The organism is Phenylobacterium sp., from assembly GCF_036264965.1.
In the GTDB taxonomy this organism is placed as follows: domain Bacteria; phylum Pseudomonadota; class Alphaproteobacteria; order Caulobacterales; family Caulobacteraceae; genus Phenylobacterium.
Genome location: NZ_DATAPY010000147.1, coordinates 1 through 21903, shown reverse-complemented (window position 1 = coordinate 21903; position 21903 = coordinate 1). Strand labels below are relative to the sequence as shown.

Here is a 21903-nt window from a genome sequence, read left to right as displayed (position 1 = left end):
CGCACCCGTTAAGGGGCCGTTTACTACGCCTGCTTGACGCGGGTTTCCGCGAAGGCTCCGCCGTGCGGCTCGGCCCGGCCGCGCGGGTCGGCGTGGATGATGATGTCCGCGGAGGGGAAGGCCTCCAGCACCCGGTTTTCCGCCGCCACGATCACCTGGTGCGCCGTCTCAAGGGTCAGGTCGGGGTCGAGATCGACGTGCATCTGGATGTGGAGATAGGGGCCGGCGGCGCGGGTGCGCAGCTGGTGGACGTCGGTCAGGCGGCGGTCGGCGGTCATCAGTTCGACGACGCGGGCGCGGACCTCGTCGGACAGCTCGTGGTCCATGAGCTGCCCGGAGGCTTCGCGGAACACGCCGATGGCGCCCCAGAGCAGGATCGCCGCGATGGCCAGGGCGGCGATGGCGTCCAGCCGCGCGATCCCCAGCCAGGCGGTGGCGGCGATGCCGACGAGGGCGATGAGGTTCGAGGCGAAGTCGGCGGCGTAGTGGGCGCGGTCGCCGGAGACGGCCACCGACGAGGTCTGCTTCAGCACCCGGCCTTGCGCCATGATCAAAAGCGCCGTCAGCACGATGGAGACGCCCATCACCGCCATGGCCCAGGCGCCTTGCTGGATGGGCTTCGGCGCGATCAGGTCGCCGATGGCCTGCTGGGCGATCAAGGCGGCGGAGGCGAACACCAGACCCGCCTGCACCAGACTGGCGAACCCCTCGGCCTTGCCATGGCCGAAGCGGTGCTCGGCGTCCGGCGGGGTCACGGCGAAGCGGACTGCATAGAAGGTGGTCAGTGAGGCCAGCAGGTCGAGGCCGGAGTCCGCGGTCGACGCCAGCAGCGCCAGCGAGCCGGACGCCAGCCACGCGGCGATCTTGATCGCCACCAGGATCGCCGCTGTGGCCACCGAATAGAGGGTGACCCGCCGGGTGAGGGCGGCGGTCTGCTGCGCGGTCAGGCCATGGAAGTCAGTCATCGCCGCTGAATCTAGGGCCGCCACCGCGTCAGGCCAGCGCGAACGACTCTCAGCTTAGGCGGCCACCCGCGGCATCGGCCCCACATACCGCGACTGCGGCCGGATCAGGCGGCCGCCGGCGAGCTGTTCGCGGGCGTGGGCGATCCAGCCGGAGACGCGGCCCGCCGCGAAGACGCAGGTGAAGGCCGAGGGCGGATAGGCGAGCGCCTCCAGCAGGAGCGCGGTGTAGAACTCGACATTGGTCTGCAGCGACCGGTCGGGCTTGCGTTCCTTGAGGATCGCCAGGGCGGCGCTCTCCACGGCTTCAGCGAAGGCGAGGCGGCCGGGCATGGCGTTGGAGCCTTCGGTCAGCTTGCGGACGGCGGCCTTGAGCGCATCGGCGCGGGGGTCGCGGACCCGGTAGACCCGGTGGCCGAAGCCCATCAGCCGATCGCCGCGATCCAGCGCCGCCTCGATCCAGGCCCGGGCGTTCTCCGGCCGGCCGATGGCGTCCAGCATGTCGATGATCGGGCCGGGCGCGCCGCCGTGCAGCGGGCCTTTCAGCGCGCTGATTCCGCCCAGCACCGCCGAGGTCAGGCCGGCGCGGGTGGAGGCGATCACCCGGGCGGCGAAGGTCGAGGCGTTGAGGCCGTGGTCGCTGACGGTAACCAGATAGGTGTCCAGCGCGTCGACCTCGGCGCGGGTGGCGGGCTTGCCGCGCAGCATCCGCAAGGTGTCGGCGGCGTGGCCGAGCGCGAGGTCGGGCTTCACCGGCGCCTCGCCGGCTTGGGCGCGGACCACCGCGGCGGTGAAGACGGCCGGCGCGGCCACCAGGCGCAGGGCGACCTTGAGATCGTCGCCGTCGGCCAGCCGCGCGGTCAGCGCCCGCATGCCCTCGATCGGCGTGCGGTCGAGAAGGCCGGTGTCGAGGGCCGAGACCTCGGCGAACACCTCGACCCGCGCGGCCGCCAGCGCCGGGGCCAAGTCTGCCGGCAGATTGTCGAAGAAGCCATCCCAGAGCAGGCGCGTGACCTCCTCGTAGGTGGTGCGGCCGGCCAGTTCGTCCAGTGAACGGCCGCGGATGATCAGACGCCCCGCGTGGCCGTCGACCTCCGACAGCACGGTGTCCGCGGCGACGACGTCTTCCAATCCATCCGACATTTCGGGTCCCCAAATCTTGCTTGCTGGTGCTGAGAAATGCCCTCAGACTGTCAACGTCAATCTTGATCAATGTAATCAATATATGCCCGCGCCAGCCGACTGGATCGCCGCCGAGGAAGCCCGCGACCGCCTGGGCGTGCGGGCGCAGACGCTCTACGCCTATGTGAGCCGTGGGCGGGTGCAGGTGCGCGCCGATCCGCGTGATCCGCGCCGCAGCCTCTATCGCGCCGCCGACATCACCGCGCTGGCCCAGCGCAAGTCCCGCAGCCGCAAGGTCTCGGAGGTGGCGGCCGGCGCCATCGCCTGGGGCGAACCGGTGCTGGCCTCGGAGATCACCACCGTCTCCGGCGGGCGGCTGTTCTACCGGGGGCGCGACGCCATCCGCCTAGCCGAGACCGAGACCCTGGAATCGGTGGCCCGCCTGTTGCGCGGCGGCCACGGGGCGGCGCTGAAGCGCACGGAACGTCCGGAGCCGCCCAAGCATCCCGACATGCGCACGCGGGCCTATCTGGCGTTGGCGCAGCGGGCCGGTTCTGACCCGCCGGCGCGGGGACGCCATCCGCTGGTGCTGGCGGTGGAGGCCGCGACCCTGCTCGACGTGCTGACCGACGCGGTGGCGGGCGAGGCCTGGGGCGGGGCGATCCACAGCCGCCTGGCGCTGGCCTGGGGGCTGGGCCCTGGCGGACCGGGCGCGGACCTGATCCGGCGTATCCTGGTGCTGGTGGCCGACCATGAACTGAACGCCTCGGCCTTCGCCGCGCGGGTGGCGGCCTCGACGGGCGCCTCGCTGTCGGCCTCGGCCCTGGCGGGACTGGCGACGCTGTCGGGCCCGCGTCATGGCGGGGCGACGGCGGCGGTCCGGACCTTCGCGGCCGAGGCGGCGCAGCTCGGGCCCCGTCAGGCGATCGCCAACCGGCTGGTGGAAGACCGCCTGCTGCCGGGCTTCGGCCACATGCTCTATCCGGACGACGATCCGCGGGCCGCCGCGCTACTGGAGCGTTTCACCCCGCCGCCGGACCTCAAGGCGCTGCAAGAAGCGGTGAAGGCGGTCACTGGCCTCGCGCCCAACGTCGACTTCACCCTGGTGGCGGGCTGCGAGGCATTGAAGCTGCCGGCCGATGCGCCCTTCGCCCTGTTCGCCGTGGCCCGCTGCGCCGGCTGGATCGCCCACGCCATCGAGCAGGGCCAGGCCAACACCCTGATCCGGCCGCGAGCCCGGTACGTGGGGCCGGAGCCGGAGTTCGGCTGAGCCCGTCCTGACAGGCCCGCGCAGCGGAGGCCCGGGAAGGGATCAGCTCTCGTAGAACTCTTTCCGCGCCGCCAGCAGCGCGCGGACCAACGCCTTCTCACCTTCGTCGATGAAGGGGTTCCAAACGTCGAAGATCAGGATGACCCGCAGTTCGTCGGCGTCGTTCCAGGCCTCGTGCTCGATGGTGTCGTCGAAGACCCAGGCCTGACCCATCTTCCACTCACGGGTCTCGTTGCCCACGCGGAAACGCGCCGGGCCCGGCAGGATCAGCGGCAGGTGGCAGAGCAGGCGCACATTGGTCGAACCGGTGTGGGCCGGGATGTGGGTCTTCGCATCCAGGGCTGAGAACATGGCGGTCGGCGCATAGCCGGGCTGATCGGAGAGCGGCAGGGTTTCCAGCAGGGCCGTGGTCTTCGGGCAGAGCTTGCAGGCGTCGTCCTGGCGCACCCCGTCGCGCCACAGGTGCAGCGAACTCCAGCGCGGGGAGTGGTTGAGCTCGCCCCACTGGTTGACCGGCGCGCCCTTCGGGTAGGCGATGTAGGGGGCGAAGTCGCTCTTGGCGGCGTCCAGAGCCACCTCCAGCTCGCCGCGGATCGTGTCGGTGGCGGCCTCCAAGTCCTCGAACCAGGGGAACAGCGACCGGTCGTAGAAGGGGATCGCCGGCAGCCGCGGGTAGTTCAGCAGGAGCGGTTCCTGAACATAGACCTTGGTGCGCCCGGAAAAGATGCCGAGGCTCTCATCGAAGCGGCGGCGGGTGGCGTCGGAGACCTCAGTCTTCACCGCGTCGGTGCGGGCCTTCAGGTGCGCCTCCAGGGCGTCGCGGGTCCTGGCCACCACCTCGCGGGCGCGGGCCGTGGGCGCGCGCAGCGGCGGCGGTAGTTCGTCCTCAGGCGGAGCGAGAAGCAGCGCGTTCCTGTAGATCGCCGCGGCGGCGCGTTCCCCGGCGCTCCGTTCCATCAGCGCGCCCTTCGACAGCAGGGCCACGAAATCATAGGGGTCGAGGGCAAGCGCGTCCTCAAGGGCCGAAAGCGCGCCGGCCAAGTCGCCGAGCGCGCGGCAGATCATGGCGCGCTGCATCTTCAGCGCCTTGTCGCCAGGGTCGGCGCGCTCTGCCTCGCGCAGCAGGCTGAGCGCGGCTTTTCGGTCCCCCCGCTGAAGCGCCGCCTGAATCGCGGCGTTCTGATCCCCCTGCCGGCGCTCCGCCGAAGTCATGCGCGCAAACCCCGAACACCGTCTCTCGAACATGGATACACACCACTGTTCGTCGGCGCGAGGGGGAATCCGGTAAACGGCTTCTTCACCCTAATTCCGCATTCCTGAACGGAAGCGGCGGGGGGAACGTCATGGCGGACTGGATCTACGCGATCATCTTGGGCGTCGTCGAAGGCCTCACAGAATTCATTCCGGTCTCGTCGACGGGCATGCTGCTGCTGACCAAGAAGGCGCTCGGCCTGCCCGACGCGTTCTGGGACACCTTCACGGTGCTGATCCAGCTCGGCGCGATCCTGGCGGTGGTGGTGCTCTACTTCGGGCGGCTGTGGAGCGTTGTGGTCCGCCTGCCCTATGACGCGCGGGCCCAGAAGTTCGCGCTCAGCGTCATCGTGGCCTTCATCCCAGCAGCGATCGCCGGGCTGTTGCTCCACGACATCATCAAGGGCGTGCTGTTCGAGAGCCCCAAGATCATCTGCGTCGCCCTGATCGTCGGCGGCGTGGTGCTGCTGCTGATCGACCGCTTCGCGCCCTATCCAACCCGCCAGGACCCGTTGGCCCTGCCGCTTGGCACCTCGCTGATCATCGGCCTTTTCCAGTGCCTGGCGCTGATGCCCGGCGTGTCGCGCTCGGGCGCGACCATCGTCGGCTCCATGCTGATGGGGGTCGAAAAGCGGGCGGCCGCCGAATTCTCCTTCTTCCTGGCCATACCGGTGATGGCCGGGGCCTTCGTGGTCGATGGCTGGAAGAGCCGCCACGACATCATGAACGTGGGCCACGCCGGCCTGATCGCCGTGGGCTTCCTGGTGTCCTTCGTGGTGGCCCTGGGCGTGATCCGCGCCATGCTGACCATCGTCACCCGTCGCGGCTATGCGCCGTTCGGCTGGCTCCGCATCGCCATCGGCGGCATCGGCCTGGCGCTGCTGATGGTGCGCTAGGCGGCTCACGCGGCGGCGCGGTGGCCAAAACTCCGCTTGAGCCCTAGGCCTCGGGGCGCTACCGCCAGCCCCCATGTCGTCCCAACCCACATTGCACGGCCTGTCGGCCCAGGCCCGTGAGGCCAAGAGCTGGCCGTTCGAGCAAGCGCGCCTGCTGCTCGAGCGCATTCTCCGCCTGCGTCTGACCGACGCCGAGCGCGATCTGGCGGCGACGTTGTTCACCCAGGGCAAGTTCGCTGAAGCCGTGGCCACGCTGGCGGCGCTCAACCGGCCGGTGATCTTCCAGTGCGGCTATGGGGCGTCCGGCCTGCCGCACATGGGCACCTTCGGCGAGGCCGCGCGGCCAACCATGGTGAGGAACGCTTTTCGCGCCCTGAGCGAGGACGCGATCCCGACCCAACTGATCGTCTATTCCGACGACATGGACGGCTTCCGCAAGATCCCAGACAACGTGCCCAACAAGGACCTGCTGGAACTCGACCGCGACAAGCCGGTGACCAGCGTCCGCGATCCGTTCGGCGAGTACGAGAGCTTCGGCGCGCACAACAATGCGAGGCTCCGCGCGTTCCTCGACGGCTTCGGCTTCGACTACACCTTCATGTCGTCCACCGAGACCTACAAGTCCGGCCGCCTGGACGAGGTCCTTTTACGCATCCTGGCGCGGTTCGACGCGGTGCAGGCGATCATGCTGCCGACGCTGGGCGAAGAGCGGCGCGCCACCTATTCGCCGTTCCTGCCGATCAGCCCGAAGTCGGGACGCGTGCTGCAGGCGGCCACGCTGAGCCGCGATGTCGCCAAGGGCACGATCACCTACGAGGACGAGGACGGCACGATCACCGAGACGCCGGTCACCGGCGGCCACGTGAAGCTGCAATGGCGGCCCGACTGGGCGGCGCGCTGGGTGGCGCTGGGTGTCGACTTCGAGGCCTCGGGTAAGGACCTGGTCGACAGCGTCCGGGTGTCCAACAAGATCGTGCGCGCCCTGGGCGGCGAGCCGCCGGAGGCCTTCCACTTCGAACTGTTCATGGACGAGAACAACCAGAAGATCTCCAAGTCCAAGGGCAACGGCCTGACCATGGAGGAATGGCTGCGCTACGGGACGCCGGAGAGCCTGACTTACTACATGTACCAATCGCCCAAGTCGGCGAAACGGCTCTATTTCGACGTCATCCCCAAGGCGACGGACGAATATCTGCAGCAGCTGGACGCGTTCAATCGCGCCAGGGCGGACGGCGCCAACGGGCCCGCCATCGACAACCCCGCCTGGCACGTCCACCGCGGCGCGCCGCCGGAACGCGGATCGCCGGTCAGCTTCTCGCTCCTGCTGAACCTGGTATCGGCGGCGGACGCCTCCACCAAGGACATCCTGTGGGGCTTCATCGAGCGCTATATCCCGGGCGCGAGCGCCGCCAGCGAGCCGGTGCTGGACCAACTCGCCGGCTATGCGATCAACTACTACGAGGACTTCGTGAAGCCCTCGAAGATGTTCCGCGCGCCCACCGACCAAGAGCGCGCGGCCATGCTGGCGCTGGCCGCCAAGCTGAAGGCTTTGCCGGCCGGCGCGGACGCCGAAGCCATCCAGAACGAGGTCTTCGAGGTCGGCAAAGACGCCGGCTTCGAGCCCCTGCGCGCCTGGTTCAGCGCCCTCTACGAGGTGCTGCTCGGCCAGAGCCAGGGGCCGCGGTTCGGCTCCTTCGTCGCGATCTTCGGCGTCGAGCGGACGGTGGCGTTGATCGAGCGGGCGTTGGCGGGGGAACTGGCGGCGGCCTGACCCCCATCCGCTCATCCCCGCGAAAGCGGGGACCCAGGTTTTTTCTTGCGGTGGCCAGGCCTCATTCACGATGTCCCTTCGGAGGAGGCGGACCTAAGGCTTTGTGGTGACGGGTGCGCCGAGGCTGAATGGCACACGGACCAGGATCGTCTCTCCCGCCGTCGGCGAACCAGCCGCCATGATCCGCTTTCGATCCGCCATGATCCGAGCAGCGATGGCGAAGCCCCACCCGCCGCGGGTTTCGGCCACCGGCGCACAATGCTGCAACCGTCCGGAGGCTTCGGCTTGGCATTGCAGGATCGCCTCACCGCTTTGATGGGCGCGGGACGCCCTTTCGGGATAGTAGGGCCCGACCGGCCCTAAGTCGGCGTACCTTCGTTCTTGCCTTTCGAGCGGGGCAAAGACCACGTCGTACACTTGGCGTTCGGGTCCGCCGGCGTCTGCCTGGGCCAATGCAAACATCACAAGTGACGCAATGAACAAGTGACGCCCTCCCCGGCCCCGAAACCGTCGGTGAGCTAAGCAGGGCGGCGCAACTTCCGCAACGGGTGTGCGCCGTGAGAAGGCGGCGCTTTCCAGTGGGTGCAAGTCCCACCCGGCAACCGCTCCAGCCGGAAGCAACCGGAGCAGGCATGGAGGAGACGAAATGTCTGAAGCCTTCGGATAGCTGGTCACGATTTACGGTGACAAGCGCGAGTGTGCGGGCCGCAACGTGAGTGAACGCGGAGCAAGCCTCGAAAAGGACGATGTGCAGGCCGACCCGGCAACCCTTCCGGGGAAGGCTGATACGGACGGGCGAGTAAGAGCGACGAGTACGCCCGTCTGCTGCACCGGGGTAGTGGCGGCAGCACGTACACAAGGAAAGCGCACGCAACACAGGGATGATCAACCGGACGCCCGTGAGGGACAGGCCGGGCGCACCGGGGTGGCGGAGAGGCCCGTAGTACCGCTGAAGCCGGGCAATGCCGGTGGAGGGAAGGGGCCTCAGTTCAAGACCAACGCAACAAGTGGCGAGGGACCGGAGATTGGGAAACCTAGCAACTCCGAAACGTGTCCAGAAACTGCAGATGGCGTTACACGCGAAAGCGAAGACGGAAGCCGGCTACCGCTTCTACGCCCTCTACGACAAGATCAGCCGCGACGACATTCTGGCGCATGCCTACGCTCAGTGCCGCTCCAACAAGGGCGCGCCGGGCGTAGACGGCCAGGACTTCGCGGACATCGAGACGTATGGGCTGGAGCGGTGGCTTGGCGAACTGGCGCTTGCGCTCAGGGAGGAGACCTACCGCCCGGAGCCGATCAGGCGCGTGTTCATACCGAAGGCCAACGGCAAACTTCGGCCGCTGGGCATCTCGACCGTGCGGGATCGGGTCTGCATGACAGCAGCGATGCTGGTGCTGGAGCCGATCTTCGAAGCCGACCTTCCACCAGAAATCTACGCCTGCCGCGCTGGGCGAAACGCCCAGCAGGCCGCCGTGGAGGTGGAAGAGCTGCTGTTCCGTGGCCGCCCGGACGTCGTCGACGCCGACTTGGCCGACTACTTCGGGAGCATTCCACACGCCGACCTCATGAAGTCGGTGGCGCGCCGTATCTCCGATCGGCGCGTGCTGCATCTGATCAAGATGTGGCTGGACTGCCCCGTGGAAGAAACCGACCAACGAGGACGGAAGACATGCACGACAGAGGCTCGGGATCAGCGGCGCGGCATTCCGCAGGGCTCACCCCTCTCACCGTTGCTGGCCAATCTCTACATGCGCCGGTTCGTGTTGGGGTGGAAGAAGCTCGGCCTGGAGGAACGCCTTGGCGCCCGGCTCGTCACCTACGCAGACGACCTCGTGATCCTGTGCCGACGAGGCAACGCCGAAACGGCGCTGCATCACCTGCGCGAGATCATGGGCAAGCTGAAGCTAACGGTGAACGAGGAGAAGACACGCATCTGCAAGGTCCCGGAAGGTGAGTTCGACTTCTTGGGCTTCACGTTCGGGCGGATGTACTCTCCAACGACAGGCAAGGCCCGCTTGGCCTTGCGACCGTCCAAGAAGAGCATCAGGCGCATGGTCGAAAAGGTCCATGCGCTCACCGACCGAGCGCGGACCTGGCAAGAGACCACAAAGCAGGTGGCGGAGTTGAATCGGGCGCTACGCGGCTGGGCGAACTACTTCATTGTAGGATCGTCCATCAAGGCGTTTCGCGCGGTCGACAACTACACGGCGGTGCGGTTGCGCCGGTGGCTGCGGTCCAAACACAGGGTCAGAGGACATAGGTACGGAGTTTATCCGCTCTCGCACCTCTACGGGCACTTCGGTCTCGTACGTCTGACCCAGCGTGGCCGCGGCCCGTCGTGGGTGAAGGCGTGAGTTCTTGTCCGAGAGCCGGATGCGGGAGATCTGCATGTCCGGTTCGATGAGGGGGATGTGGAAACGGAGCTACGGTCGAGCCACTAAGGCACCGCCAGACGAAAGGGGCGGCAAACACGCAGGCACGACCTACGGCCGCTGCGCCACATCCCTACTCTACCGAATGTGGACCTCAAGCCAAAAAAAGCCTGGGTCCCCGCCTTCGCGGGGATGAGCGGAGTTTTGACGGCCTAGAAATCCCCGTCGTCGTCTTCGCCGATCGGCATGCCGGGCGGAGTCTCGGGGCGCCATTTGGTGTCGGCGAGGAGGCGCTTGAGCTCGTCCTTGTCTTCCAGCAGGGCCGCAAGGTGCAGGCGGTGGGCGCGCTCGGCGGGATCGGCGCCGGGCGACGACTTCAGCTTGGCGGCGAGGTCGTCCAGGGCCTGACCGATCTCCGACGCCGCGCCGGACGAGGTCGCGGATTGCCGCGCCGCGTAGGCCAGCTGCAGGACCGTGCGGGTCTGGGTGCGGCGCGCGATCTCGGCGTAGCGACCAGTGGCCGGGGCGAAGGCGGCGTCGAGCAGCTTGGCCGTCACCTCACCGACGCCCGGCTCGTTGGGATCGCGGCGGTGCTGGTCGACCAGGCGGTTGAGGCGCGGGGCGGCGGTGAGCGCATCGACCACGATGCCGGCACCCACGTCCGCGGCGGCCAGGCTGTCGTAGATTGGCCCGCCGGCGGTAGGGATGATCTCGATGGCGGTCTGGCGGTCGGGGCGGCCCGATTGGCCGGAGGAGAGCAGCGGGATCAGCTTTTCGGGTGTGTCCAGCGCCTCCGGCGTGATCGCCGCCAGCAGCGAGGTCAGCGCCGCGCGCTGACGGTCGGCGGGGACCAGCTTGGCGGCGGCGTTGGCGTCGCCCCTCAGGCCATAGCCGAAGTCGACGCCGCCGACGGACTTGGCGGCGGCCTCCACCTGATAGCGGTGCAGCAGGTAGATCGGCACGAACTTGCGGCGCAGCGCCTCCAGCGCCTCGCCGGGCTTCAGGGCCTTTTCGCCGAACTGGTCGATGGCGACCTTGCGCACCACCATCATCCGGTCGAGCTCGGCGATAGTGTCAGCGCCGTCGTCCCAGATGGCGCCGGCCGGGTGGCCGGATTCCACGGGCCGCGAGTCGTCGTCCTGCACGAAACGCAGACGTTCCGACGCGGCCTTCGCCTTGGCGGCCAGGGCCTTCTCGCCCGCCGCGCCGCGCGGGACGTCGGAATACATCCAGTCGACGATGAACCTGTCCCAGTCGCCGATGTCCTTCCCGTAGGCGTCGGAGAGGTCGATCTTGCCGCCGGTCAGCTTCACCCGCGGCGGCGGGTAGTCCATCACCGAGGTGCGACCTTGCGTCGAGGCGCCGAAGTTGTGCGCGAAGCCGAGCGTATGGCCGACCTCGTGGGCGGCCAGTTCACGCAGGCGGGTGATGGAGACCTGGACGGGGTCGTTGCCGCCGCCCTTGCCGTCCTGGTCGGCGCTGACTAGGCCCTCGAAGATCAGCATGTCCTGCCGCACCCTGAGCGCGCCCAGCAGCACCGAGCCCTTGATGATCTCGCCGGTGCGCGGATCGGTGATCGAGGCGCCGTAGGACCAGCCGCGGGTGGCGCGGTCGACCCAGTTGATCATGTTGTAGCGGACGTCCAGCGGGTCGGCGCCCTCCGGCATGATCTCCACGCGGTAGGCGTCCTTGAAGCCCGCCGCCTCGAAGGCCTTGGCCCACCAGCTGGCGCCCTGCTGCAGGGCGGTGCGCACGGGCTCCGGCGCGGCGCGGTCGACGTAGAAGACGATCGGCTTCTTGACCGGCGAGACGGCCTTGCTCGGATCGGTCTTCTCCAGCCGGAAGCGGTGGGCCAGGCGCACCGCGATGTCCCTGTCGAGCGGCGCGGCATAGTCATAGACAATGCTGTCAAAGCCACCCGAGCGCGGATCGAAATAGCGTGGGACATAGCCGGGCTCCGGCAGCTTGATCAGGCTGTGGCGGATAGTCAGCGTGATCAGCTTGGCGTCGGGGGCGATGTTGCGCACCTCCGGCCCCGGCGTGTCGGAGGCGAAGGTCTGGCGCGCCTCGAACTCCAGGTTCTCCGGGAACACCTTCACCGCGGCCGGGTCGGCGACCGACAGATCGGGCACGATCTTGAAGCCGCGCTCGCCGGAGCGCTGCAGGTCGCCGGCGATGTCTTCGACGTCACGGGTCAGGAAGCCGGAGAGATCGACCAGCACCCGGCCGTCGGCGGTCGTCCCCTCGACCTTGCCGGCCCAGACGGTGGAGACGGCGAAGGCGTCGTGGGCGGCGGCCTGCTCGTCGGCCGAGCCGCCGGTCGCCACGAAGCGGGGGTTCTCATATTCGGCGATGACCTTTTGCCCGATACGGCGGAAGACCAGGATCTTGCTCTGGCTGATCCGCGCGCGATCGAGGCCCACCGGCGCGGAGCCGAGGCCGGTCTTCAGGGCGGTGACATAGAGGAAGCGGCCGCTGGCGCCTGCCGCGTCGGCCTTGGGCAGGGCGACCAGGATGCGGCCCTTGTCCTTGTCCAGATAGACCGGCAGCAGGCCGTCCTGGCGGGTGAGACCCGCGGTCGCCGCGGCCTCCGCAGGCTTGGCCGGCGCCGCTTGCGCCCACGCCGCCGCCGGCCCCACGACGACAAGGATCGCGGCCATGGCGGCCGCGCCGAACAAACCTGATTTCACTGAGATCATCCCCGAACTGCTCGGGCTCGACAGTAGGACGGGTAGAGCGCGGCAGCCAAGGCCCCTGCGCGCCAAAACGTCCCAGGGCGCCGTTAGGTCAGCCGCCTTGACCTGCGCGGAAGCATAGTTTTACGGTGTAATTCACAAAAACACGCACCCGGAGGACTTGTGAGATGCCGACCGATCTTCGCCGGCCAAACCGCACCTTCACGATCCGCCAGCTGTGCCTTGAATTCAAATGCACGCCGCGGGCCCTGCGATTCTACGAGGACAAGGGCCTGCTGGCCCCGGCCCGCGACGGGCTGAACCGAGTCTATTCCTACAAGGACCGCGCCCGCCTGCAGCTGATCCTGCGCGGCAAGCGCGTGGGCCTGGCGCTCGCCGAGATCGGCGAGATCCTCGACCTTTACGAAGTCGACGACGGCGGCGCCCAACAGGCGGCGAAGAGCTTGCGCAAATTCCAGGAACGCATCGTTGCGCTGGAGAGCCAGAAGATCGATATCGACAACGCGATCAAGGAGCTGAAGGACGGCTGCGAAGCCCTGGAAGCCCGGCTGTCGAAGACCCGTCCGGACCTGCTGCCCCGCGCCGCCGACTACGATCAGATGTTGCGCCGCAGGCTCGACGGCGTGGAACATAGCGAAGCCAAATAGCCGCTGATCTGTCGCGGCTCGGAGAAGAGACCGCGATGCCCTACCAGCCGCCCGTCCGCGACTACGCCTTCATCCTGCGCGACCTCTTGGAGCTGGAGCGCTACGCCAACCTGCCGGCCTTCGCCGATGCGTCGATGGACACCGTCGACCAGATCCTCGATGAGGCGGCGAAGTTCACCTCGGAGGTGCTCGCGCCCCTGAACAGCGTGGGTGACAAGGAGGGCTGCCACTGGGCCAGCGATAACTCCGTCACCACGCCGAAAGGCTTCAAGGCGGCCTATAGTCAGCTTGTGGACGGCGGCTGGCCGGGCCTGGGCTCCGACCCGGCCTACGGCGGCCAGGGACTTCCCCATGTCGTGAACCTGGCGTTCTCCGAGATGAGCTCGGCGGCCAACATGGCGTTCTCGATGTATCCGGGCCTGACCCACGGCGCCTATTCGGCGATCCACGCCGCCGGGACCCAGGAACAGAAGGACCTCTACCTGCCGAAGCTGGCGTCCTTCCAGTGGGGCGGGACCATGAACCTGACCGAGCCGCAGTGCGGCACGGACCTGGGCCTGCTGCGCACCAAGGCCGTCCCGCAGGCGGACGGGACCTACAGGATCTCGGGCCAGAAGATCTGGATTTCCTCGGGCGAGCACGACCTGACCGAGAACATCGTCCACCTGGTGCTGGCCCGCATTGAGGGCGCGCCGGCCGGCACCCGCGGCATCAGTCTGTTCATCGTGCCCAAGTTCATCCCCGACAAGGACGGCAATCCGGGCGCGCGTAACGCCGTGAAGTGCCTCAGCCTGGAAGAGAAGATGGGCATCCACGGCAACGCCACCTGCGTGATCAGCCACGAGGAGGCCACCGGCTGGCTGATCGGCGAGGAGAACCGCGGCCTCTCGATCATGTTCATCATGATGAACGAGGCGCGTCTGGGCGTCGGCATGCAGGGGATCGCCCAGGCCGAAGCCGCCTATCAGGCCGCCGCGGCCTTCGCCAAGGACCGCCTGCAGGGCCGCTCCTTGACCGGGCCTAAGAACCCCGACGGGCCGGCCGATCCGATCATCGTCCACCCGGACGTGCGCCGCATGCTGATGGACGCCAAGGCGATCATCGAGGGCGGCCGGGCCTTCCTGTTCTGGACCGCCCTGCATGGGGACTTGGCCGAAGCTAGTCCCGACGAGGCGGTGAAGCAGAAGGGCCACGACTACATGGCGCTCATGACCCCGGTGCTGAAGGGCTTCCTCACCGACCGCGGCTTCCAGGTGTGCTCCGACGCCATGCAGGTGCATGGCGGCTCCGGCTTCACCGAACATTTCCCGGTCAGCCAGTACCTGCGCGATTGCCGCATCGCCTTGATCTACGAGGGGACCAACGGCATCCAGGCGCTGGACCTGGTCGGCCGCAAGCTGGCCGCTGACGGCGGGCGCGGGGTGATGGGCTTCTTCGCGGAGCTCGACGCCTTCGTCGCCGCCCACGAGGGCGAAGAGGCGCTGAAGCCGTTCACCGAGGGTCTGGCCAAGGCCAAGGGCGAGCTGCAGGAGGCCACCCTGTGGCTGATGCAGAACGGACTGGCCAACCCCGACAATGCCGGCGCAGCCTCCACCGACTACCTGCACCTGTTCGGCCTGACGGCGCTGGCCTACATGTGGTCGATGATGGCCGTCACCGCCGAAGCCAAGATCGCCGCCGGATCGCACGACCCGCTCTATGCGGAGAAGCTGGCGGTGGGGCGCTACTACATGGCCCGCGTGCTGCCGGAGACCTCCGGGCGCCTCGCCAAGCTGAAGACCGGCGCGGAGACCCTGATGGCGCTGCCCGCCGACGCCTTCTGAGGAGACGAGACCGATGGCGACCTACCGCGCCACCGCGGACTGGAGCCTGAAGGACGGCGAAGACTTCGCCGCGGGTCGCTACAGCCGCGGCCATTCGGTGGTGTTCGACAGTGGCTTCGAGGCGCCCGGCACCGCCTCGCCGCATGTGGTGGGGAACAAGTGGTCCGTGCCCGGCGCGGTCGATCCGGAGCAGATGCTGGTGGGCGCGATCGTGACCTGCCACATGCTGAGCTTCCTCCACATCGCCCGCGAGGCCGGCTTCCTGGCCACCCGCTACCGCGACGAGGCGGTGGGCGTGATGGAGAAGCGCGAGGACGGCGAGATGTGGGTGAGCCGGGTGACGCTGCATCCGGAGGTGACCTACGTCGGCCGCCAGCCGACGCCCGCCGAACGCGACGAGATGCACCACAGGGCCCACCACGTCTGCTTCATCGCCAACTCGGTGAAGACGGAGATCGTGGTGGAGGAGGTGGTGGCGGTCTCCTGACATCGTCATCCTCCGGTCGCGCAAAGACGCGATCCGGGGGACCCAAGCGGCCTCGCCCCAACCTGCAATTCAGCTTGGGTCCCCCGGATCAACCTGCGGCTGACCGGAGGATGACGAGTGTGGGGTGGCGAGCAGGGCTCGCAGTCTTTCCTCAAGCCCCGCGGCGTCCTTCAACTCGCACTCCCAGATCGTCTCGACGCGCCAGCCGAGGCCGGCGAGCGCCTCGCGGTTCTTCGCGTCTCGGGCCCGGTTGCGCTCGACCTTGCCGACCCAGTAGTCGCGGTTCTGCTTTGGCACCCGGGCGCCGCGGGCGCAGTCGTGGCCGTGCCAGAAACAGCCGTGGACGAAGAGCGCGAGCCTGCGGCCGGGCAGGACGATATCCGGCTTGCCGGGCAGGTCGGCGCGGTGGAGGCGGTAGCGGGCGCCGAGCGCGGTCAGGGCGCGGCGCACCTTGAGCTCCGGGGCCGTGTCACGCCCCTTCACCTGGCGCATCACCGCCGAGCGCTTCTCGGATGAGTAGACGTCGGTCACAAAGAGCGCCTGGGTCCCCGCCTTCGCGGGGATGAGCGGTGGGAACTAGAGCCCTTCGAAGAGCGCGGTCGAGACGTAGCGTTCGGCGAAGGAGGGGATGATGGCGACGATCAGCTTGCCCTTCATCTCGTCGCGGCTGGCGACGTCGAAGGCTGCGGTGAGCGCCGCGCCGGAGGAGATGCCGACCGGTATGCCTTCCTCCGCCGCCACGCGCCGGGCCATGGCGAAGCTGTCGTCATTGGAGACCTGCACCACCTCGTCGATGACGCCGCGGTCGAGGATCGAGGGGACGAAACCGGCGCCGATGCCCTGGATCTTGTGCGGGCCGGGCTGGCCGCCGGAGAGCACGGGCGAGGTTTCCGGCTCGACGGCGATCATCCGAACCGAGGGCTTGCGGGCCTTCAGCACCTGGCCGACGCCGGTGATCGTGCCGCCCGTTCCGACGCCGGAAATGACCGCATCAACGGCGCCCTTGGTGTCGTTCCAGATCTCCTCGGCGGTCGAGACGCGGTGGATCAGCGGGTTGGCCACGTTGTCGAACTGCTGCGGCATCACCGCGCCAGGCGTGGCCTCGACGATCTCGCGGGCGCGGGCGACGGCGCCGGCCATGCCGCGCTCGGCGGGGGTGAGCTCCAGCTTGGCGCCCAGGATCAGGAGCATCTTGCGCCGCTCCATGGACATGCTCTCGGGCATCACCAGGGTGAGCTTGTAGCCCTTGGCGGCGGCCACGAAGGCGAGCGCGATGCCGGTGTTGCCGCTGGTCGGCTCGACGATCATGCCGCCGGGCTTCAGGACGCCCTTGGCCTCCAGGTACTCGACCATGGCGACGCCGATGCGGTCCTTCACCGAGGCGATCGGGTTGAAGAATTCCAGCTTGGCGACCACCTCGCCCTTGGGCTTCAGCGCCGCGGTCAGGCGCGGCAGGCGCACCAGGGGCGTATCGCCCACGGTGTCGAGGATCGAGTCGAAGATCTTGCCGCGCCCGGCGCGCTGGTAGCGCGCGGCGTCGTAGACCTTGTCGGGGGTGGAATCCATTCGATGGACCTTTCGCGGGAACGCCCTTTTCCGCCCGCGAACCTAAGGGTTCCCATGGCGATTGGAAGGGGTCGGCGGTCCTATTCGGCGGCGATCGCCGAGGCGCCGGCCAGCAAGGGCTCCAGGAGTTCGCTCGCCAGCCAGCGCACCACCGGCACGGCCACGCCGTCGCCGGCTACGTGCAGGGCGGACGTCGCTGCGCGTGGCAAGCCGTAGCTGTCGGGGAGGCCCATCAGCCGGGCCGCCTCGCGCGGGCTGAGCAGGCGGGTGCGCACGGTCCCGTCCTCGACCACCGCGATGGCTTGGCGCGACGAGCCACCGCGCGGCGTGCGCAGGCACCCGGCCAGGCCGTCGAAGCGGACCTCGGCGCGCTGCACCCGCCGGCTGTCCTCGACCCGCGTGCGCCGGAAGATCGCGCCGACAGCCCGTTCGCCCCGCGCCCGCGCCGCCTCCAGGCGCGCCTGGTGCAAAGGCGCCATCAGCTCCAGCCAGCGTTCGGTGCGCGCGGGCATGTGCCAGGCGACGGCGGCGTCGGGCTCCAGCAGGGCGGAAAGGTCGGTGTTGCGCGCCGGCGGCGCGGCGAGGCGCCACCAGATCCAGCGCCGCTCCAGGTCCGGCGGCAGGCCGGCGGCCGCCGCCTTCACCGCCCGACTATGGAAAGGGCTCGCGCCGGTCAGGGCGGCCGGCGGCGGATCGCGCGTGGCGATGACAAAGACCCTGGGCCGCGACTGGGGCAGGAAGGCCGCCGCGTCGATCTCCAGGGCGCCGAAGCTGTAGCCCTGGTCGGCCAGCGCCTGGCCGAGGGCCGTAAAGTCGGCCCCACCGTGGGAGGTCAGGAGGCCGCTTACGTTTTCGATGACGATAGCGCGGGGGCTGCGGCCCTGCTCCGCCAGGCCCTCGATCAGCCGCCAGAAGCCGAAGAAGGCCGAGGAGCGGCCGCCGGCCAGCCCCGCGCGAGCGCCGGCCAGGCTGAAGTCCTGGCAGGGGCTGGACGCCCAGGCGAGGTCGGCGTGGCCGGGCAGGCCCTCGGCGCCAAGCGCCCAGACATCGCCCTCATGCAGGTGCTCGGCGGCGTCCGCGAAGTTCGCGCGGTATGTTGCCGCCTTGACCGGGTCAAAATCATTGGCGAAGGCGCAGCTCCAGCGGCGGCCAAGTCCCAGCCGGGCCATGCCGCCGCCGGCGAAGAATTCGTAGAAGGTCAGGCGCTGGCCGCTCACAGCGATGTCCCGTACCCTGATTTGCCCGCCCGAAGAGAGAGCCCTTGATGCGTCACCCCTGGACCGCCCCGCTTCTGCTCCTGGCGCTCTGCGCCTGCGGCAAGGAGAAGGACCCGGGCGCGGATACCCCGCCGACGCCGGACGTGGCGCTGAACTTCAGCCAGCCGATCGACGCCCACAACAGCGAAGCCGGCTGGACGCTGAAGGTGCGGGGAACGCAGCTGACGCTGTCACGGCCGAACGAGCCCGACCTGGTGGCCAATGCCCCCGGCGCGCTGATCACGGCGCATTCGGCGGTGTGGAACGCGGCCATGGCCGACGGACAGATCCTGAAGGTCAGCCTCTATGGTAGCCAATGCGTCGAGACCCTGGGCGGGCTGCCCTGGCCGATGGCCGCCGAAATCACCCTGCCCGGCTCCAGCCCGCTCGGCGGCTGCGCGGGACCGGCGGTGGTGAAGCGGTAGGGCGCTAGCGCTGTACTTCGAGCTGTTCTATCTGCGACTTGGGCTCGCCGTGCGGGGCGACGGCCGGCAGAGCCAGGCCGATCGCGATCGCAGCGGCCGCCGCGGCGGCCCAGATGGTCTTGAGCGTCACGATGGGTCCCTCAACCGATCTTCACGCGAGGCTGTGGTCTAGCTTGTTCGGGCTTAAGGGCGCGGGAACAGACGCGGCTAATCCTTCGTGAATGGCGGCCGGCCGGCGCGATGCCGCTTGACCGACCCCGCCTGGCAGGCGGCAAAATGGCTGCGGGACGGCCCGAAGACCGCCAAGGCTCAAGGACGCGCGCGATGGAAAAGGCCTACGACCTGGTGATCCGGGGCGGCAGCGTCGTCGACGGGACGGGCGGCGCGCCCTTCGAGGCCGACGTGGCGGTCAAGGACGGAGCGATCGCAGCCGTCGGCCGCATCGCCGGATTGGGCGCCGAGGAGATCGACGCCCGCGGCCAGGTGGTGACGCCGGGCTTCGTCGACATCCACACTCACTATGACGGCCAGGCGACCTGGGACCAGCGCATGCAGCCCTCGTCGTGGCATGGGGTGACCACGGTGGTGATGGGCAATTGCGGCGTCGGCTTCGCCCCTTGCAAGCCTGACGACCACGACCGGCTGGTGCGACTGATGGAAGGTGTCGAGGACATCCCCTTCCCGGTGCTGACCGAGGGCCTGCCCTGGAACTGGGAGAGCTATCCGGACTATCTCGACAGCCTTTCGAAGCGCCGCTTCGACGTGGACATCGGCAGCCAGCTGCCGCATGCGGCGCTGCGGGTCTTCGTCATGGGCCAGCGCGGGGTTGACCGGGAGCCGGCGATGGAGGCCGACATCCAGGCCATGGCGGCGATCGCCAAGCGGGCGATGGAGGCGGGGGCCATCGGCTTCGGCACCTCGCGGACCTTGAACCACCGCTCGTCCGATGGCTCGCCGATCGCGACGCTGACAGCGGGCGAGGACGAACTGACCGGGATCGCCATGGGCATGGCGGCGGCGGGCCGGGGCGTCCTGCAGGTGGTCTCGGACTTCAACGACCCGGCCGAGGAATTCGCCATGCTGCGGCGGATCGTCGAGGCGTCCGGGCGGCCGCTGTCATTCTCGCTGCTGCAGAGCCCGCGCGATCCGGAGCAGTGGCGCTTCATGCTGGAGCAGATGAGCGAAGCCAAGGCCGCGGGCCTGCAAATCCGCGCCCAGGTGGCGACGCGGCCGGTGGGCGTGCTGTTCGGCCTAGAGCTGACGGTGAACCCGTTCTCCAGCCACCCGAGCTATCGCGAGATTAAGGCCTTGCCGCTGGCGGAGCGGGTGGCGGCCCTGCGCGATCCGGGCTTCCGCGCCCGGCTGTTAGCTGAGGACGCGGAGAACGCCAAGGCGCCCGGCCTGTCGCCGGCGCGGGCCTGGGACCGCATATACCCCATGGGCCAGGACAACCCGGACTATGAGCCAACGCCGGACCATTCGATCGCCGCCATCGCCGCCGAACGGGGCCTCGATCCCTACGCCGCGGCGCTAGACCAGATGCTGGACGGCGGGGAAGGAAACGGGCGCGGCATGCTCTATCTGCCGCTGCTCAACTACGCCCAGAACACGCTCGCGCCCGCCTATCAGATGCTGCAGCACGACTGCGTGGTCCCCGGCCTCTCCGACGGCGGGGCGCATGTGGGGATGATCTGCGACGGCAGCTTCCCGACCACCAACCTGATCCACTGGACCCGCGACCGCACGCGCGGGCCGAAGCTGCTGTTGCAGACGATGGTCAAGGCCCAGTGCCGCGACACCGCCGAGACGGTTGGGCTTTTTGATCGTGGGCTGGTCCAACCGGGCTATCGCGCCGACCTCAACGTCATCGACTATCCGAACCTGAAGCTGAAGGCCCCTTCCGTCGCCTACGACCTGCCGACCGGCGGTCGCCGGCTGATCCAGCGGGCCGAGGGCTATACCGCCACCATCGTCGCCGGCCAGGTCACCTACCGCGACGGCGAGCCCACCGACGCCCTACCCGGCCGGCTGTTGCGCGGCGCGCAAGCCGCGCCGGCGGCCATGGCGGCGGAATAGGAGCAGCTCCGATGAACGATATCGCCGCCTTCAAGCCCGAGGTCCTGGAGCCCGCGTGCGAGTGGGCCGCGCCGGATGTCGCCGATCCTTCGGCCTGGACCGAACTATTATCGCCTTCCGAGGTGGACGAGCTGGAGGCGGCGGTCGCGCACGCCTTTTCGGTGTCCGACGACTTCCTAGCGATCGGCAAGGCTGAGTTCCCACTGCCGACGCTGGGCGCCCGCCTCAGGGACATCGAGCGCGAGCTGATCGACGGGCGCGGCTTCGTGCGCCTGCGCGGCCTGCCCCGCGAGCGCTGGACCAACGACCAGATGAGCATGGCCTACTGGGGGATCGGCGCGCACCTCGGCAAGCCGTGGCCGCAGAACGCCAAAGGCCATCTGCTGGGCGACGTCACCGACCACGGCAAGCCGGTGGGCGACCCCACCTCTCGCGGCAATGAGATCGGTTTGGTAGGCCTGGATTTCCACTGCGACGGCTCGGACCTGGTGGGGCTGATGTGCCTGCAGACCGGGATTTCCGGCGGGCTGTCGGCGGTGTGCAACTCGGTCGCCCTGCACAATCGGCTGGTCCGCGAGCGCCCGGACCTGGCGGCCGAGCTCTACAAGCCCCAGCCCTTCGACTATCGCGGCGAACAGGCGCCTGGCAAACCCGGCTGGTACCTGATGCCGGTGTTCAGCCGTCAGGGCGGGCGGGTCTTCATCCGCCTGATCCGGCCCTACATCCTGGCCTCGCAGCGCCACGCCGACGCGCCGCGCCTGACGGAGAAAGCCATTGAGGCCCTGGCCTGGATGCAGGATCAGGCTGAGGGCGGCGCCTATTCGGTGATCATGGATTTCGAGCCCGGCGACATGCAGTTCATCAACAACTACCATGTGCTGCATGGGCGCACGGCCTATGAGGACGACCGCGCAGCGGGCAAGATCCGGCACTTAAAGCGCCTGTGGCTGGAGACCGAGGTCCTGGAGGATCGGCCGCCCCACTTCGGCAAGGCCAACCCGCACTGGCTCAAGGCCGCCAAGATCAGCCGCCTGGACGCGGTGCAGTAGCGGGCAGCACCGCTTTACACGACGCCTGTTCTGAGAATTGCGTCACCGGGCGGACGCGGTAAGTTCGCGTCATGACTCAAGACCTTGCTTTGAAGACTCAGGCACGCCGCGGGCGGCCGGTCGGGGATCGGGACGCTCGGCGCGCCGAGCTCTTGGCCGCGGCCATCGCGGTGATCGCCCAGGAAGGCTACGCCGGGACCTCGCTGCGCAAGGTGGCGGAGCAGGCCAGCT

General features: G+C 68.8%; 20 protein-coding genes. 11 read left to right on the top strand and 9 right to left on the bottom strand.

Annotation, left to right across the window (positions count from 1 at the left end; translation table 11 throughout):
• Nucleotides 1–23 precede the first annotated feature (23 nt).
• Nucleotides 24–965 carry a cation diffusion facilitator family transporter gene (locus VHS75_RS19480; protein ID WP_329640276.1) on the bottom strand — a complete coding sequence of 314 codons (942 nt, stop codon included), beginning with the start codon at nt 963–965 and terminating at the stop codon, nt 24–26.
• Between the two features lie 54 nt (nt 966–1019).
• Nucleotides 1020–2105 carry a citrate synthase/methylcitrate synthase gene (locus VHS75_RS19475; protein ID WP_329640275.1) on the bottom strand — a complete coding sequence of 362 codons (1086 nt, stop codon included), beginning with the start codon at nt 2103–2105 and terminating at the stop codon, nt 1020–1022.
• An 82-nt stretch (nt 2106–2187) separates the two neighbouring features.
• Between VHS75_RS19475 and VHS75_RS19470 the strand changes: the two genes are divergently transcribed.
• Complete coding sequence (locus tag VHS75_RS19470) at nt 2188–3354, top strand: citrate synthase (RefSeq protein ID WP_329640274.1); 1167 nt, start codon at nt 2188–2190, stop codon at nt 3352–3354.
• A 42-nt stretch (nt 3355–3396) separates the two neighbouring features.
• Here VHS75_RS19470 and VHS75_RS19465 read toward each other — a convergent pair whose 3' ends face one another.
• A complete protein-coding gene (locus VHS75_RS19465; RefSeq protein ID WP_329640273.1) occupies nt 3397–4566 on the bottom strand; it encodes an aspartyl/asparaginyl beta-hydroxylase domain-containing protein in 1170 nt (389 codons plus the stop codon).
• A gap of 131 nt (nt 4567–4697) precedes the next feature.
• On the opposite strand from VHS75_RS19465, the gene VHS75_RS19460 reads away from it, so the two are divergent.
• Together VHS75_RS19460 and VHS75_RS19455 are read left to right on the top strand one after the other, a co-directional pair.
• Nucleotides 4698–5501: an undecaprenyl-diphosphate phosphatase gene (locus VHS75_RS19460; protein WP_329640272.1), complete on the top strand. Its 804-nt coding sequence runs from the start codon at nt 4698–4700 to the stop codon at nt 5499–5501.
• A gap of 73 nt (nt 5502–5574) precedes the next feature.
• Nucleotides 5575–7272: a lysine--tRNA ligase gene (locus tag VHS75_RS19455; RefSeq protein ID WP_329640271.1), complete on the top strand. Its 1698-nt coding sequence runs from the start codon at nt 5575–5577 to the stop codon at nt 7270–7272.
• A gap of 93 nt (nt 7273–7365) precedes the next feature.
• Here the strand turns inward: VHS75_RS19455 and VHS75_RS19450 are convergent, their stop codons facing one another.
• The gene (locus tag VHS75_RS19450) at nt 7366–7755 is read right to left on the bottom strand and encodes a hypothetical protein (RefSeq protein WP_329640270.1); all 390 of its coding nucleotides are present in this window, start codon (nt 7753–7755) and stop codon (nt 7366–7368) included.
• A 584-nt stretch (nt 7756–8339) separates the two neighbouring features.
• Here VHS75_RS19450 and ltrA point away from each other — a divergent pair.
• Nucleotides 8340–9629: a group II intron reverse transcriptase/maturase gene (ltrA, locus tag VHS75_RS19445; RefSeq protein WP_329640269.1), complete on the top strand. Its 1290-nt coding sequence runs from the start codon at nt 8340–8342 to the stop codon at nt 9627–9629.
• Between the two features lie 230 nt (nt 9630–9859).
• Here the strand turns inward: ltrA and VHS75_RS19440 are convergent, their stop codons facing one another.
• Nucleotides 9860–12307: a zinc-dependent metalloprotease gene (locus tag VHS75_RS19440; protein ID WP_329640268.1), complete on the bottom strand. Its 2448-nt coding sequence runs from the start codon at nt 12305–12307 to the stop codon at nt 9860–9862.
• Nucleotides 12308–12510: 203 nt separating this feature from the next.
• On the opposite strand from VHS75_RS19440, the gene VHS75_RS19435 reads away from it, so the two are divergent.
• From VHS75_RS19435 to VHS75_RS19425, 3 genes are read left to right on the top strand one after another with little or no spacing between them, the layout of a single operon-like run.
• Nucleotides 12511–12990: a MerR family DNA-binding transcriptional regulator gene (locus VHS75_RS19435; RefSeq protein ID WP_329640267.1), complete on the top strand. Its 480-nt coding sequence runs from the start codon at nt 12511–12513 to the stop codon at nt 12988–12990.
• 35 nt (nt 12991–13025) lie between these two features.
• Entirely contained in the window at nt 13026–14813 is a 1788-nt protein-coding gene (locus tag VHS75_RS19430; RefSeq protein WP_329640266.1) for an acyl-CoA dehydrogenase C-terminal domain-containing protein, read from the top strand.
• 13 nt (nt 14814–14826) lie between these two features.
• Complete coding sequence (locus VHS75_RS19425; RefSeq protein WP_329640265.1) at nt 14827–15300, top strand: OsmC family protein; 474 nt, start codon at nt 14827–14829, stop codon at nt 15298–15300.
• Between the two features lie 69 nt (nt 15301–15369).
• On the opposite strand, the gene VHS75_RS19420 is transcribed toward VHS75_RS19425, so the two are convergent.
• From VHS75_RS19420 to VHS75_RS19410, 3 genes are all read right to left on the bottom strand, one after another.
• Complete coding sequence (locus VHS75_RS19420) at nt 15370–15831, bottom strand: DNA mismatch endonuclease Vsr (RefSeq protein WP_329640264.1); 462 nt, start codon at nt 15829–15831, stop codon at nt 15370–15372.
• Nucleotides 15832–15876: 45 nt separating this feature from the next.
• Nucleotides 15877–16866 carry a cysteine synthase A gene (cysK, locus tag VHS75_RS19415; RefSeq protein WP_329640263.1) on the bottom strand — a complete coding sequence of 330 codons (990 nt, stop codon included), beginning with the start codon at nt 16864–16866 and terminating at the stop codon, nt 15877–15879.
• Between the two features lie 80 nt (nt 16867–16946).
• Nucleotides 16947–18083, bottom strand: a complete 1137-nt coding sequence (locus VHS75_RS19410) for a DNA cytosine methyltransferase (RefSeq protein WP_414694369.1) — start codon at nt 18081–18083, stop codon at nt 16947–16949.
• A 47-nt stretch (nt 18084–18130) separates the two neighbouring features.
• Here VHS75_RS19410 and VHS75_RS19405 point away from each other — a divergent pair, with 47 nt between their 5' ends.
• Nucleotides 18131–18547, top strand: a complete 417-nt coding sequence (locus VHS75_RS19405) for a hypothetical protein (RefSeq protein ID WP_329640262.1) — start codon at nt 18131–18133, stop codon at nt 18545–18547.
• Between the two features lie 4 nt (nt 18548–18551).
• Here the strand turns inward: VHS75_RS19405 and VHS75_RS19400 are convergent, their stop codons facing one another.
• Entirely contained in the window at nt 18552–18677 is a 126-nt protein-coding gene (locus VHS75_RS19400; protein ID WP_329640261.1) for a hypothetical protein, read from the bottom strand.
• Nucleotides 18678–18871: 194 nt separating this feature from the next.
• Between VHS75_RS19400 and VHS75_RS19395 the strand changes: the two genes are divergently transcribed.
• The 3 genes from VHS75_RS19395 to VHS75_RS23140 all read left to right on the top strand — a co-directional run.
• A complete protein-coding gene (locus VHS75_RS19395; protein WP_329640260.1) occupies nt 18872–20623 on the top strand; it encodes an N-acyl-D-amino-acid deacylase family protein in 1752 nt (583 codons plus the stop codon).
• Between the two features lie 11 nt (nt 20624–20634).
• Nucleotides 20635–21672, top strand: coding sequence for a TauD/TfdA family dioxygenase (locus VHS75_RS19390; protein WP_329640259.1), 1038 nt, complete (start codon nt 20635–20637; stop codon nt 21670–21672).
• 71 nt (nt 21673–21743) lie between these two features.
• Nucleotides 21744–21903: TetR family transcriptional regulator (locus VHS75_RS23140; protein WP_414694373.1), on the top strand; the 160-nt coding region annotated here is incomplete at its 3' end.